At 44.5% G+C, this 13,135-nt stretch carries 13 protein-coding genes; 9 read left to right on the plus strand and 4 right to left on the minus strand.

Features of this window, described 5'->3' with window-relative positions:
* The first annotated feature begins 157 nt into the window (after window positions 1-157).
* Entirely contained in the window at window positions 158-616 is a 459-nt protein-coding gene (locus Q5C82_RS18725; protein ID WP_003225375.1) for a MarR family transcriptional regulator, read from the plus strand.
* Entirely contained in the window at window positions 613-3,270 is a 2,658-nt protein-coding gene (locus Q5C82_RS18730) for an MMPL family transporter (protein ID WP_003225377.1), read from the plus strand. Before Q5C82_RS18725 ends, Q5C82_RS18730 begins: the two co-directional genes overlap by 4 nt.
* A gap of 87 nt (window positions 3,271-3,357) precedes the next feature.
* Here Q5C82_RS18730 and Q5C82_RS18735 read toward each other — a convergent pair whose 3' ends face one another.
* The 3 genes from Q5C82_RS18735 to Q5C82_RS18745 all read right to left on the minus strand — a co-directional run bounded on the left by Q5C82_RS18735 (window position 3,358) and on the right by Q5C82_RS18745 (window position 5,139).
* Entirely contained in the window at window positions 3,358-3,987 is a 630-nt protein-coding gene (locus Q5C82_RS18735) for a nitroreductase family protein (protein WP_003225379.1), read from the minus strand.
* Window positions 3,988-4,002: 15 nt separating this feature from the next.
* On the minus strand, window positions 4,003-4,497 hold the full coding sequence (locus Q5C82_RS18740; RefSeq protein ID WP_072183067.1) for a MarR family winged helix-turn-helix transcriptional regulator: 495 nt from the start codon (window positions 4,495-4,497) through the stop codon (window positions 4,003-4,005).
* 84 nt (window positions 4,498-4,581) lie between these two features.
* Complete coding sequence (locus tag Q5C82_RS18745) at window positions 4,582-5,139, minus strand: helix-turn-helix domain-containing protein (RefSeq protein ID WP_003225384.1); 558 nt, start codon at window positions 5,137-5,139, stop codon at window positions 4,582-4,584.
* A 118-nt stretch (window positions 5,140-5,257) separates the two neighbouring features.
* Here Q5C82_RS18745 and Q5C82_RS18750 point away from each other — a divergent pair, with 118 nt between their 5' ends.
* The 3 genes from Q5C82_RS18750 to Q5C82_RS18760 all read left to right on the plus strand — a co-directional run bounded on the left by Q5C82_RS18750 (window position 5,258) and on the right by Q5C82_RS18760 (window position 7,707).
* Entirely contained in the window at window positions 5,258-5,983 is a 726-nt protein-coding gene (locus Q5C82_RS18750) for an AzlC family ABC transporter permease (protein ID WP_003225387.1), read from the plus strand.
* Window positions 5,980-6,303 (plus strand): AzlD domain-containing protein, encoded by a 324-nt coding sequence (locus Q5C82_RS18755; RefSeq protein WP_003225389.1) that lies wholly within the window; start codon window positions 5,980-5,982, stop codon window positions 6,301-6,303. The genes Q5C82_RS18750 and Q5C82_RS18755 overlap by 4 nt, the downstream gene beginning before the upstream one ends.
* A 195-nt stretch (window positions 6,304-6,498) precedes the next feature.
* The gene (locus tag Q5C82_RS18760; protein WP_013307925.1) at window positions 6,499-7,707 is read left to right on the plus strand and encodes an MFS transporter; all 1,209 of its coding nucleotides are present in this window, start codon (window positions 6,499-6,501) and stop codon (window positions 7,705-7,707) included.
* A gap of 35 nt (window positions 7,708-7,742) precedes the next feature.
* Here Q5C82_RS18760 and Q5C82_RS18765 read toward each other — a convergent pair whose 3' ends face one another.
* Window positions 7,743-8,480 carry a sulfite exporter TauE/SafE family protein gene (locus tag Q5C82_RS18765; protein WP_003225392.1) on the minus strand — a complete coding sequence of 246 codons (738 nt, stop codon included), beginning with the start codon at window positions 8,478-8,480 and terminating at the stop codon, window positions 7,743-7,745.
* Window positions 8,481-8,728: 248 nt separating this feature from the next.
* Here Q5C82_RS18765 and Q5C82_RS18770 point away from each other — a divergent pair, with 248 nt between their 5' ends.
* The 4 genes from Q5C82_RS18770 to Q5C82_RS18785 form a co-directional block, all read left to right on the plus strand.
* Entirely contained in the window at window positions 8,729-9,403 is a 675-nt protein-coding gene (locus Q5C82_RS18770) for a GntR family transcriptional regulator (protein WP_003225395.1), read from the plus strand.
* A gap of 123 nt (window positions 9,404-9,526) precedes the next feature.
* On the plus strand, window positions 9,527-10,789 hold the full coding sequence (locus Q5C82_RS18775; protein WP_003225396.1) for a glycoside hydrolase family 18 protein: 1,263 nt from the start codon (window positions 9,527-9,529) through the stop codon (window positions 10,787-10,789).
* A gap of 158 nt (window positions 10,790-10,947) precedes the next feature.
* Entirely contained in the window at window positions 10,948-12,132 is a 1,185-nt protein-coding gene (locus Q5C82_RS18780; protein WP_003225398.1) for a macrolide family glycosyltransferase, read from the plus strand.
* Between the two features lie 535 nt (window positions 12,133-12,667).
* Window positions 12,668-13,135, plus strand: a 468-nt coding sequence (locus tag Q5C82_RS18785; protein WP_302268261.1) for a hypothetical protein, incomplete at its 3' end; no start/stop codon positions are given.

Raw genomic sequence — 13,135 nt, forward strand, 5'->3', positions numbered from 1 at the left:
CCCCTTTCGTGTTTCTGATGTCTATTATACACGAACGAGCGTTCTCTTTTAGATGTTCATAAATAAAATTTGTTGACAGATATAGTTTAGGGGAATAAACTATTTGACATTGATCATAAAGTTTAGAGGGGTAAACTATAATGAGGAGGGGAAGATGTTGAATGAACAAAAGCTATGTCAGGCGATAAACCTGTTTGTGGAAGTATTACTTGAAGGGACAGAGTTTGTGCATCATGAAATTAATCAGGATGTCTTCAAGAATATCTCAAGGGAACAGGCAGACTTGTTAAAAATTTTAAAAGTCAAGGGGCCAACCTCTCCCGGCAGCCTAGCCATGTATCAAAATGTCCATAAAAGCGCGATTTCTAACAGACTGAAAAAGCTGCTCGATAAGAGATTGGTTGAATGGGATGACTGTCCGGCGAAAAGTGATAAGCGCTCTAAGCTTATTAACATCACAACCAGCGGTGAAACCATACTGGAAGAATTAGATTCAGCCATTTTTAACGCTCTCAAAGAGTTGATCGATGATATAGATGAGAAACACTTAAATTCTATCATAGAGATATTCACCATTCTAAAAAGCAAATTTAAAGGAGGAGATTCTGCAGAATGAGAGCAATCATCAAATTCAAGTGGGCAATTGCAGCGGTTATATTAGCACTTACCGTCGTTTTGAGTTTGTTTTCTCCGAACTTAACGGAGCTGGCCAATCAAAAGGGGCAGGCCCAGCTTCCTGCAGATGCTGTTTCAGAAAGAGCAAATGCCATTTTAAAACAAGCGGGAGAAGACAATAATTCGATCAGTATCGTCTTTACATTAGATCACGCTTTGAAGAAAGAAACAGAGGATCAGCTCCGGAAAATGATCGATAAAGTCAAAAAGATCGACGGTGTAGAAGAAGTAACGTCTCCACTGACAGCGGAAAAAGAAGTCAAAGACCAATTGATTTCAAAAGACAAGAAAACGCTTCTTATTCCTGTCACGATTACAGGTTCTGATAAAAAAGCGGAAAAAATCGCGGATGACATTTATAAAATCGTTCCTGATGATTTGACTGCATATATTACGGGAGCCTCTCTCATCAATCAGGATTTCGCTCACAGCTCAGAGGAAGGGCTCAAGAAAACGGAAGTGATCACAGTCTGCTTGATCATCGGTTTACTGCTGATCGTGTTTCGATCTGTTGTGACGCCTTTTATCCCGATTGTAGTTGTCGGTTTCTCTTATCTGATCAGTCAATCCATACTGGGCATCCTTGTGTACAATGTTGATTTTCCTATCTCGACGTTTACGCAAACCTTCTTAGTCGCCATCCTGTTCGGGATCGGAACAGATTACTGCATTCTGCTTCTTACCCGATTCCGTGAAGAGTTAGCAAACGGGCATGACAAAAAAGAAGCGGCGCTTATCGCTTACCGTACAGGGGGAAAAACCTTATTTATCAGCGGATTTGCGGTATTGATCGGATTTTCCGCCTTAGGATTTGCAAAGTTTGCGATTTTCCAATCTGCAGTAGGAGTCGCAGTCGGTGTAGGGATCTTAATGGTCATCCTCTATACACTGCTTCCATTATTTATGGTAACGTTGGGTGAAAAATTATTTTGGCCTTCTAAGAAAGTGCTGTCGCACAGTGACAACAAATTATGGGCGTTTCTCGGCAGGCATTCTGTTGTGCGTCCGTTTCTGTTTATTGTCATCACGGTGATTATCACGCTACCGTTCATTTTGACCTATGATGACCAGATTTCATTTGATTCGACTGCGGAAATCAGCAGTGATTATAAATCAGTAAAAGCTCTCGAAGCCATCAAGGATGGATTCGGTGAAGGGAAAGCGTTCCCGATCAATGTTGTCGTGAAAGGAGACAAAGATCTTACAACAGCTGATACAATCCCTTATCTCGGAAATATCAGCAAAGCGATCGAGAAAGTCGAACATGTTGACTCTGTCATGACCATCACGCAGCCGACTGGTGAAAAAATCAAAGATTTATATATTGATAAACAGCTAGGCTCGGTTTCAGACGGACTGGATAAGACGGTAAAAGGAATCGCTGATGTCCAAAGCGGTTTAACGGATATAGAAAACGGGTTGAATCAAATGGCGGGGCAAACCGGCTCAGCCTCAAATAGCAGGTCCGGCGGTTCACTGGGCGATGCGGCAGACGGATTGGGCAAAATCAATCAGCAGCTGCAGCTCGTGAGCAAACAGATTTCCCAAACCGGCAATACTGCACAGACTGTGCAGCAGCTTACGGCAATCAGCGGACAGCTTGGACAGATTCAAACCGGACTTGAACAAGCGAATCAGCAGCTCTCAGGCCAGCAAGCACAAGCCGGAACGCTGACAGAAAGCCTGCAGCAGCTTGCCGGGGGCGTGAAGAGTGCAAATGATGGCCTGACGAAAATCTCTGACGGCATTACAGCTTCCAGTGATATGTTAGAGGACATGAGCAAAAGCTCAACCGTAAGGGATACAGGCATATTCATTCCTGATCAAGTCATGAAGGATAAAGACTTTAAGAAGTCAATTGACCAATATTCCTTTGCAGACGGCAAAGGCGTACAATTAAGCGTCGTCCTGGACTCTAATCCTTATTCAGAACAAGCCATTACAACAATAAACCAAATCAAAAAAGCTGTAGCAAACGAAGTTGACGGCACTCCTCTCGAGGATGCACAGATCGTATACGGCGGGGTCACAAGTGTAAATGCAGACTTAAAAGAGCTGTCCACAACGGACTTCTCCAGAACAATGGTGATCATGATTATTGGCCTGTTTATCGTGTTAACGATTTTGTTCCGTTCAATGATCATGCCGATTTATATGATTGCGTCACTGCTGCTGACGTACTATACGTCGATATCCATAACAGAATTAATTTTTGTAAACGGCTTAGGAAACGCAGGCGTCAGCTGGGCAGTACCGTTCTTCAGCTTTGTCATCTTGATCGCATTAGGCGTGGATTATTCGATCTTCTTGCTGGACCGATTTAAGGAAGAGGTGCACCTCGGCATTGTGCAAGGTGTTGTCAGATCAATGAGCAAAATGGGATCCGTCATTATTACGGCGGCCATTATTTTGGCCGGAACGTTCGCGGCGATGATGCCTTCAGGTGTCAATACGCTGATGCAGGTGGCAAGTGTCATCATTATCGGGCTGCTGCTTTACGGCCTTGTCATTCTCCCGCTCTTCATTCCGGCAATCATCATGACTTTTGGCGAAGGCAACTGGTGGCCGTTTGGCAGGAAGAAAATCAAAGAATAACAGAGAGAAGAGTGATGAATTGTTCATCACTCTTTTCTTCAGATTGTTAATAAAAAGAGCCCAGAAAATAGGTCTGGGCTCTTTGTTTTATTTCCATTCTGCAATTTTATCAATCGGCAGACGGTAGGAAGCATAGCCTTCGTCTGCTGCTTTTCCGATAGAAAGAAGCATGACCGGTACATAACGTTCTTTATCTAAACCGAATGTTTCCGCGATGTTTTCTTTATCGTATCCGCCGATCGGGTTTGTATCATAGCCGTGCGCACGTGCAGTAAGCATCAGCTGCATTGAAACAAGACCTCCGTCAATCAGGATCGTTTCGCGGTTCACCTGTGCCGGAAGCTTTTCAAAATGAGCGGTCAGAGCGGCGATTTGTCTGTCTTTGACTTCCTGCGGCATGTAACCGAGTTCCACGGCTTTTGAATAGATTTCTTCTAAGTAGTCTCCATTGTTCATATCTGCAAATACAGCGATGACGGCAGATGATGTTGTGACTTGAGTTTGGTTAAAGCTTGCAAGCGGTGCGAGCTTTTCTTTTCCTTCCGGGCTGTCAATGACGAGAAAACGCCATGGCTGCGCGTTGACAGAAGATGGAGCAGTTGTGGCTTCTTCTAAGATTTCTGTCATTTCTTCTTTGCTGATTTTCACTGTCGGATCATAGTTGCGAATGGAACGGCGTCCTTTCATAATCTCCATAAAATCATTTGTTTTGATCATGTTGATACACTCCTCTTATGCTTCAATATTGTCTATGTTGTTCCGCATGCGCGCCAGCACATCAATGAGCAGGCGGCGCTCTTCTGCACTTACATTTGCGAGCATTTCCTTCATGAAACGCTCCTTTTCTTTCTTAGAAGTCTCGATTCGCTCTCTTCCTTGGTCTGTTAACCGAACAAGGGTGATGCGATTGTCCTCAGGCTTGCGCCGTCTTGATACCATGCCTTTGGCTTCCAGCTGTTTTAGGTGTCTAGTGACGGCTGCGCTATCTATATTTACTTTCTTTTGAAGGTCGCTTTGACTGATCTCATCTGCATGATAAAGCAATGACAGCAATTCCAAACGAGATTGGCTGATGCCCGTGCATGCCTCGAACTTCACGCCAATCACCTTGTTCACGCCTTGCAGCTGATATAAAATCTCGGCTTCCTCTGAACAAAATGATGCCAAAACCCATCCCTTCTTTCTTGTCAAACCTATTAATTGATATATCAATGATTGACACGTCAATTAATATACAACGAATGATTTCATCTTGCAAGCCATTTGCACATATGAAAAACCCCCCAGCGATTTAAGCTGAGAGGTTGTTTGTCACCCTTGCGGCTCAGGATAAAACATCAGCAGAAAAAAACTGGCCGTTTCTTCAGATGAATTGATGTAGCTGTGCGGGGTTGACCCTGTAAACTGCAAGGCGTCTCCGGAAGCGAGCATATGCTCCTGACCCTGCAGAATGACTGTTAATTCGCCTTCTTTAATTAAAATATATTCTTCTCCTAAATGTGTTTTTGCTTCATGTATACATCCAGGTTTCAGATCAACAACGTAAATTTCAAACTTTGTTTCAGGATTGTAGGGAAAAAAAGGGTAGACGCTGTAGTTTTCTTCATTATCTGTAACAGGTTCGATATCCTGCAGGTTGATTTTTCTAACTTTTGGTTTGTCTTCTTTTAGAAATACAGAAAAGGATACTTGAAGCCCGTTTGCGATCTTCCATAGCGTAGTGACAGTCGGGGTTGATTTCCCTTTTTCGATTTGTCCGAGCATCGCTTTGCTGACACCCGTTAATTCAGAAACTTGATCAAGAGTCAGGTTTCTGTTTTTTCTAAGTTTGACTAGATTCATTGCGATAATGGCTTGGATATCATCCATACATGTATCTCCTTACGTCCATATTCGCTTTATTATAACATATGGAAGTCTGTTATCACATTCTATTGTCAGTTATAACATACGTGTGTATAATATGTTAGACGAGGAGGAGAACAGAATGATATCTGAAAAAGAAATGACTCAGGCAAAAACTGACGAGCCAACATTCCTGCAGGGGTTTCAAGATTGTGTTCCGACGCTGGTCGGTTACATTAGTGTAGGCTTGGCTCTCGGAATCGTGGGGGTTGCGTCGCATTTAAGCGTAATGGAAATTGTGTTCATGTCAGGATTGGTTTTTGCAGGCGGCGCCCAGTTCATTATGTGTGCGTTGTTAGCGGCGAACAGCCCAATGTCAGCCATTATTCTGACCACGTTTATTGTGAATTTGCGGAACTTTCTATTAAGTGCTGCGCTCGCTCCTCATTTTTCAAAGTATTCACTGGCGAAAAATGTAGGGATCGGTATGATGGTCACAGATGAATCGTTTGGTGTTGCTTCAAATAAGATTGTCAAAAACGAGCCGATTAACGATCGCTGGATGTTCGGTTTAAATCTTACAGCATATGCGTGCTGGGTGCTGTCATGTGTGGCCGGTGCTGTTTTTGGCAAATGGATTACCAATCCGGAATCGTTCGGACTGGATTTTGCGGTCACGGCTATGTTTTTAGCGCTGCTGGTTCTTCAACTGGAACATGTTGTGCCGGCGAAGATTAAACATTATGTATCTCTCATTATCTATATGGTGATTGCCATGGTTGTTTCTTCTTTCTTTATGCCGTCTCATCTTGCGGTCATCATATCAACGGTTATCGTAGCCACAATCGGGGTGGTGACGGATAAATGAGTATCAATACATACGTCTTGATGGTGATTATCGGCTGTGCGCTGGTCACGATGATTCCCCGCATCATTCCCTTTTTAGTTGTACGGAATATCACTTTGCCGGAGCCCGTGCTCAAGTGGCTTTCCTATGTGCCGGTGTGTATATTGACAGCGCTTGTCGTAAAGGATTGTATGATTCAGTCTCATGGTACTCTGCAATTGAATTGGCCTGCAGCCGTCATCTTGATCCCGACTCTCTTGATTGCGATGAAAACAAAAAGTTTATCCATTACTGTGATCAGCGGTGTTCTTCTTATGGCGGGTTTGCGATTATGGGTATAGGACAACAGGATCGGAACTCACTAGATCAGGGCAGAAGACCCTGATTTTTTTGTGTCTTTCGTTCAAGCTTTAAAGCTGCTTTCACAGGCTGAAAGTTATGATACAATATACAAATGTTTTACAGCTCCAATCCATCGTTGGAGTTGACATCGATTTTTTATATAAGTGACTAGGTTGAAGGGAAGGTTTGATAACATGCTGCACAATCCAACTGGAAAAGAACGCTTGGCATTGGCGTTTCTGCTCGGCATGCTGGCTATATTGGGCCCGCTTAATATAGATATGTATTTGCCAAGTTTTCCTGAAATAGCGGATGATTTATCAGCGAGTGCTTCACTTGTACAGTTAAGTTTAACAGCCTGTCTGGTCGGGCTTACGATCGGCCAGCTGATTGTAGGGCCGGTCAGTGACGCGCAGGGAAGACGGAAACCGCTATTAATCTGTATTTTTTTATTTGCGTTATCTTCTCTGTTTTGTGCGCTGTCGCCCAATATTACAACATTAGTGGCTGCGCGTTTTTTACAGGGATTTACCGCTTCCGCAGGGCTTGTGCTGTCTCGCGCAATCGTCCGCGATGTGTTTACTGGAAGAGAGCTCTCTAAATTTTTCTCGCTGTTAATGGTCATTACAGCTGTTGCGCCAATGGTTGCGCCAATGACAGGCGGTGCTATTTTGCTATTGCCATTTGCAACGTGGCATACGATTTTTCACGTATTAACGATCATTGGATTTTTACTAGTTCTTTTGATTGCTTTTCGTTTAAAAGAAACACTGCCGCCGGAAAACCGGATTCCAAGCTCAATCGGAACATCTGTCAAAACGATGGGCAGCCTGTTGAAGGATCGATCCTTTATGGGGTACGCGTTAACGGTCGGGTTTATTCACGGGGGAAGCTTTGCATATGTATCCGGTACGCCTTTTGTATACCAGGATATCTATGGAGTGTCGCCGCAGGTGTTTAGTATTCTTTTCGGCATTAACGGCTTGGCGATTATATCAGGCAGCTTTATTATCGGGCGCTTTGGCGGAATCATTCATGAAAAGAGCCTGCTTCGCATGGCGGTTATTACGGCTATGATTGCGACTGCTGTGCTTTTGACCATGACCATGATTCACGGCCCTCTCGCTACATTAGTCATATCCATTTTCATTTACATGATTACGATCGGCATGGTTCTGACCAGCACGTTTACGCTTGCCATGGAGAGGCAGGGGCACCGTGCCGGAAGTGCAAGTGCGCTGCTCGGAATGCTCCCGCTGCTTCTCGGTTCGATCGTGTCGCCGCTTGTAGGCATTAACGAGACGACAGCCATTCCGATGGGAGCGATCATGTTTGTGACAGCGGTCATCGGCGCACTGGCGTTTTTTGGATTAACGAAAGAACGAGCGGGGCAAAACTCATAAAAAAACCTGACATGACGTCAGGTTTTTTGTTTTATTTAGAATAACAACAGCAGGCCCGCAATCGCAGGAGTCAAGAAGATGGCCGATTTTAAGACCACCTTTGGCATGAGGTTGGTGAATTTCGCGCCTACATAGGCACCGCACATTGTGCCGACCAGAACTTTGATCAGCAATACATAATCGACAAATCCTTCTGTGATATATCCGATGCCTCCTCCTACAGCGAGAGGGATGATCACAAGCATTGTCGTTCCGACAGAATGGCGGATGGACAGGTTCAGCATAATCATTAAACCGATTTGAATAAAAGGCGCCGACCCGATGCCGAATGTGCCGGAAAGAACGCCGGCTACAATTCCTAAAATGACCGCTCTCGTATACGTTGAAAGAGAGCTTTGATTCACTTGAGCCTTCTCTTTTAAAAGAAATAATCTGATTAAAATGAGAATCGCTGATAAAAATAACATTCCCGCCGTCAAATAATGAAGCAAATCAGCCGGAATGAAAGATGTCAGCTTGGCGCCGAAAAATGAACCAACCGCAGCAAAGCATCCGACTGTTAAGCCGATTTTCATTTGAATGTTGCCCTCGCGATAGTGGCTGTACGCACCTGATAAGCTGGTGAAAGCCATCCCGGCGAGGGAAGTACCTAAAGCCGTATGAATCGGTACATGGAATAGAAGAGTTAAAAGGGCAATGACAAAGCCTGCTCCTCCGGCACCAATAAAGCCTAAAATAATTCCGAGAAGAAACATAACAAGAATAATGAGCATATTTTTCCCTCCATTGAAAAAATCTAAAAAAGTAATAGTGCGCTATTCTGGCGGAGGTATAGTGTCCTATTGACGATGAAAAACATGCCGGTTTTTCAGTTGCCAGTAGTCCGTCGACCGTCGTTCAGCAAACTTATCGTACCTCAGATTCTGAGATCTGACAAGGCAGTTTGTTGCTTCCCATTACCATCTGTTATATGATTTTGATGAAGAAAAGCCCTTGAATATATTCAGAAGAGGTATTATATATGGACGATTTTAAATTAGACAAACCGACTCCTTACTACCTGCAATTTTATAACCAGTTGAAAAAAATGATCTTCAACGGGACTTTTAAGCCGGGGGAACGGATAAACGAAACACAGCTGGCGAAAAGCTTTGGCGTCAGCCGCTCTCCGATAAGGGAAGCCATGCGACTGCTCGAGAAAGACGGTTTGTTAAAAGCAGATGACCGCAATGGATTTTCAATCACGTCATTAACGGCAAAAGATGTAGATGAGATTTATAAAATCAGAATTCCGCTGGAGCAGCTGGCAGTCGAGTTAGTCATAGACGAAGCGGATGAGAAAGAGCTTGCCATACTTGAAAAACAGCTTGAAGAAACAGAAAAAGCCATTCACAACGGAACGGAAGATACGGAAATCATACATTTAAACCAAAATTTTCATGAGCTGCTTGTTGATTTCAGCCATAACAGACATTTAAAAAATTTACTTGAGCATGTAAATGATCTGATTCACTTTTGCAGAATCCTTAATTATACTGGCGACCACCGTGCAGAAACAATACTGAGTGAGCACCGCAAGATATTGGAAGAAGTGAAAAAGAAAAACAAAGAAGCAGCCAAACAGTATGTGATGGCTCATTTCAATCATGACTGCGAGCATTTGAAGCATGTGCTTGAAGAAGGAAAAGAGAATTGATCAGCGTGATCCGGTACCAAGGGGAGTTGCCCTTGGTATTTTTTTTGTATTCACAAACATATAAATGGGCTCCCATTAATAACATTTTATGATGGATTTATTAACGAGTAATGGGGGTTAAACATGTTTATCCATATCGTACGGCCTGGTGAGTCTTTGTTTTCCATAGGCAGAAGTTACGGCGCTTCTGTTGATCAAATCCGGGGTGTGAATGGGTTAGACGAAACGAATATCGTGCCTGGGCAGGCTCTTCTTATCCCTCTTTATGTATATACAGTCCAGCCGGGAGACACGCTGACCGCCATTGCGGCAAAAGCGCTTGTTCCCTTAGAGCGACTGCGGGCCGCAAACCCTGGCATCAGCCCAAATACATTACAAGCGGGAGCAAAAATAACGATTCCTTCTATCTCAAATTACATTGCGGGAACGTTAAGTTTTTACGTGCTCCGAAACCCTGACCTCGATCGGGAATTAATCAATGATTATGCACCATACTCGTCTTCGATTTCAATTTTCGAATACCATATTGCTCCTAATGGCGACATTGCAAACCAATTGAATGATGCGGCCGCTATTGAGACAACATGGCAAAGACGAGTGACGCCGCTTGCCACCATAACAAACCTTACATCAGAAGGCTTCAGTACAGAACTCGTTCACCAAGTCCTGAACAATCCGACAGCAAGAACCAATCTGGTCAACAATATTTATTACTTAGTCTCCACAAGGGGATATGGCGGTGTCACAATCGATTTTGAACAGGTGAGCGCCGCGGATCGTGATCTTTTCACTGGGTTTTTACGTCAGCTGAGGGATCGTCTTCAGGCGGGAGGGTATGTGCTGACGATAGCTGTTCCGGCAAAAACAAGCGATAATATCCCATGGCTGAGAGGCTACGATTACGGGGGAATAGGAGCGGTTGTCAATTATATGTTTATCATGGCTTATGATTGGCATCATGCCGGAAGTGAGCCGGGCCCTGTAGCACCGATTACTGAGATAAGGAGAACCATTGAGTTTGCGATTGCGCAGGTGCCGAGCAGAAAAATCATTATCGGAGTTCCGCTCTACGGGTACGACTGGATCATCCCGTACCAGCCGGGCACAGTTGCTTCAGCCATTTCAAATCAAAACGCAATCAAAACAGCGATGAGGTACCAAACTCCGATACAATATTCAGCCGAATATCAATCACCGTTTTTCCGGTACAGTGATCAGCAGGGGCGAACGCATGAGGTATGGTTTGAAGATGTCAGGAGCATGAGCCGGAAGATGCAGATCGTCCGCGAATACAGGTTGCAGGCTATAGGCGCCTGGCAGTTAACCTTGGGCTTCACGCCAGGCCCATGGCTTCTGCGGAAATTTTTCACGATCCGAAAGGTATAAAAAAGGCACCAGAGCTCGGTGTCTTTTTTTGATTCAGTCAAGAAGAGCAGAATAGTTCAATCATTTGTCCCTTGCGTGGGATTACGTCTCCATTTTACGATTAGTAGTAGTCTGAACAAGCAAAGATTCAGAATACGATATGAGAAGGAGTTGTCTAAATGAAGACAGTATTGATTTTAAATTTTCCTGCGGAAGGCCATGTGAATCCTACATTAGGCATTACGAAAGCCTTTGCCGATAGAGGATATGATGTACATTATATCTCCACTGAGAAGTATAAAGAAAGATTGGAAGCAGTAGGAGCGACTGTCCACCTTCATCAGGATTTACTCAGAACAACACCTATTAATATTGCTTCGCCGAATGGCATTCTTGATTTCCTGAAAATACATATCAAAACCTCATTGGACATTTTACATATCGTAAAAGAGTTGTCAAAAAGCATTCAGTTTGACTTTGTCTATTATGATAAATTTGGTGCGGGAGAGCTGGTCAGAGATTATCTCAACATCCCCGGCATCTCTTCCTCTGCTTCCTTTTTATTCGGTGAAGAGCATTTAAAGATATTGCCTTTGCATCCGGATTCAGAAGTACCTTTACAATTGGATAAACAGTGTGAAGATCTATTATTAGAGATGAAACAAAATTATGGTGTATCACCTGAAAATATGGTTCAATTCATGAATAATAAAGGTGAATTAAATGTAGTGTACACAAGCCGATATTTTCAGCCGGAAAGCCATCGTTTCGGCGATGAATTTCTGTTTATCGGTCCAAGCTTTCCAAAGAGAGCGGAAAAAACTGATTTCCCAACTGATAAATTAAAAGATGAGAAAGTCATTTATATTTCTATGGGGACGGTATTAGACGAAACTGAAGAGTTTTTCAACTTATGTATAGATGCATTTTCTGATGTCAAGGGCAAGGTCGTGATAGCTGCGGGAGAAAAAGCTGATCTGACAAAATTAAAGCAAGCGCCGGAGAACTTTATCATTGCTTCGTATGTGCCTCAACTGGAAGTGCTGGAACAATCAGATGTTTTCATCACTCACGGAGGAATGAACAGTGTAAATGAAGGCATTCATTTTAACGTTCCTTTAGTTGTAATGCCGCACGATAAGGACCAGCCAATGGTGGCCCAGCGGCTGACTGAACTACAAGCCGGTTATACAGTATCTAAAGACCATGTAACCGCGCAGTCTTTAAAACATGCAGTGGAAGAAGTGTTGAATAACGACCGATATAAGGAAGGGATTCAAAAAATCAATCGAAGCTTTCAGGATTGCATGAATATGGAAGAGGTAATGGAGCGGATTGATCAATTTATAGAACAGAGAAAATAAACAGCAAAAAGACCTTCGCATGAAATAAGAAAAAAGAGTGAGATTAAAATGTTCTCACTCTTTTTTACTGATAGAGTCTAACAGGCATTTTGGAAATAACCGGAGGATTTTGCAGATCATCGGTTTTGGCAAAAGGATTATATATTTGTAAGAGCTCTTTACTGGGAGCGACGGCAGATGGAGAAATACTTTCGCATTCATTCACACTCAAAATCATTTTTCATATTATGAATAGGTGTATGGAAAATCAAGTTATAAAAGGATGTGAATAGAAATTATGTCTCGAAAACCGTCACATAGATGCCCTTATTGTGGATCTAACTCTTCAAGCCCCAGTTGTAGAGTAGGCCCTAAAAAAGTTCCTGAGCCTAAACAATCATGTATATGTTGCTGTTGCGTAAGGGGAGTAAGAGGGCCGCAGGGACCACGCGGATTACGCGGTATCCCAGGCAGTGTTGGAGCCACAGGACCACAAGGACCACAAGGACCACAAGGACCACAAGGACCACAAGGACCACAAGGACTGCCGGGAGTCATGGGAGCCACAGGAGCTACCGGGGAAGCCGGACCAGCCGGGGCGACAGGAGCCACGGGAGCTACTGGGGAAGCTGGACCAGCCGGACCAGCCGGAGCGACGGGAGCCACGGGAGCTACCGGGGAAGCTGGACCAGCCGGAGCGACGGGAGCGACAGGAGCTACCGGGGAAGCCGGACCAGCCGGACCAACCGGAGCGACGGGAGCCACGGGAGCTACCGGGGAAGCCGGACCAGCCGGAGCGACAGGAGCGACAGGAGCGACAGGAGCTACCGGGGAAGCCGGACCAGCCGGAGCGACAGGAGCGACAGGAGCGACAGGAGCTACCGGGGAAGCTGGACCAGCTGGAGCGACGGGAGCGACAGGAGCTACCGGGGAAGCCGGACCAGCCGGGGCCACGGGAGCCACAGGGGCTACTGGGGAAGCCGGACCAGCCGGAGCGACAGGAGCTACCGGGGAAGCCGGACCA

The organism is uncultured Bacillus sp. (genome assembly GCF_958411575.1).
GTDB classification, from domain to species: Bacteria; Bacillota; Bacilli; order Bacillales; family Bacillaceae; genus Bacillus; species Bacillus spizizenii.

Excerpts from the sequence above, each read along its gene's own strand:
- Q5C82_RS18730 (WP_003225377.1), top strand. The coding sequence starts at position 613 with ATGAGAGCAATCATCAAATTCAAGTGGGCAATTGCAGCGGTTATATTA.
- Q5C82_RS18735 (WP_003225379.1), bottom strand. The coding sequence starts at position 3,987 with ATGATCAAAACAAATGATTTTATGGAGATTATGAAAGGACGCCGTTCC.
- Q5C82_RS18745 (WP_003225384.1), bottom strand. The coding sequence starts at position 5,139 with ATGGATGATATCCAAGCCATTATCGCAATGAATCTAGTCAAACTTAGA.
- Q5C82_RS18750 (WP_003225387.1), top strand. The coding sequence starts at position 5,258 with ATGATATCTGAAAAAGAAATGACTCAGGCAAAAACTGACGAGCCAACA.
- Q5C82_RS18755 (WP_003225389.1), top strand. The coding sequence starts at position 5,980 with ATGAGTATCAATACATACGTCTTGATGGTGATTATCGGCTGTGCGCTG.
- Q5C82_RS18760 (WP_013307925.1), top strand. The coding sequence starts at position 6,499 with ATGCTGCACAATCCAACTGGAAAAGAACGCTTGGCATTGGCGTTTCTG.
- Q5C82_RS18765 (WP_003225392.1), bottom strand. The coding sequence starts at position 8,480 with ATGCTCATTATTCTTGTTATGTTTCTTCTCGGAATTATTTTAGGCTTT.
- Q5C82_RS18770 (WP_003225395.1), top strand. The coding sequence starts at position 8,729 with ATGGACGATTTTAAATTAGACAAACCGACTCCTTACTACCTGCAATTT.
- Q5C82_RS18775 (WP_003225396.1), top strand. The coding sequence starts at position 9,527 with ATGTTTATCCATATCGTACGGCCTGGTGAGTCTTTGTTTTCCATAGGC.
- Q5C82_RS18780 (WP_003225398.1), top strand. The coding sequence starts at position 10,948 with ATGAAGACAGTATTGATTTTAAATTTTCCTGCGGAAGGCCATGTGAAT.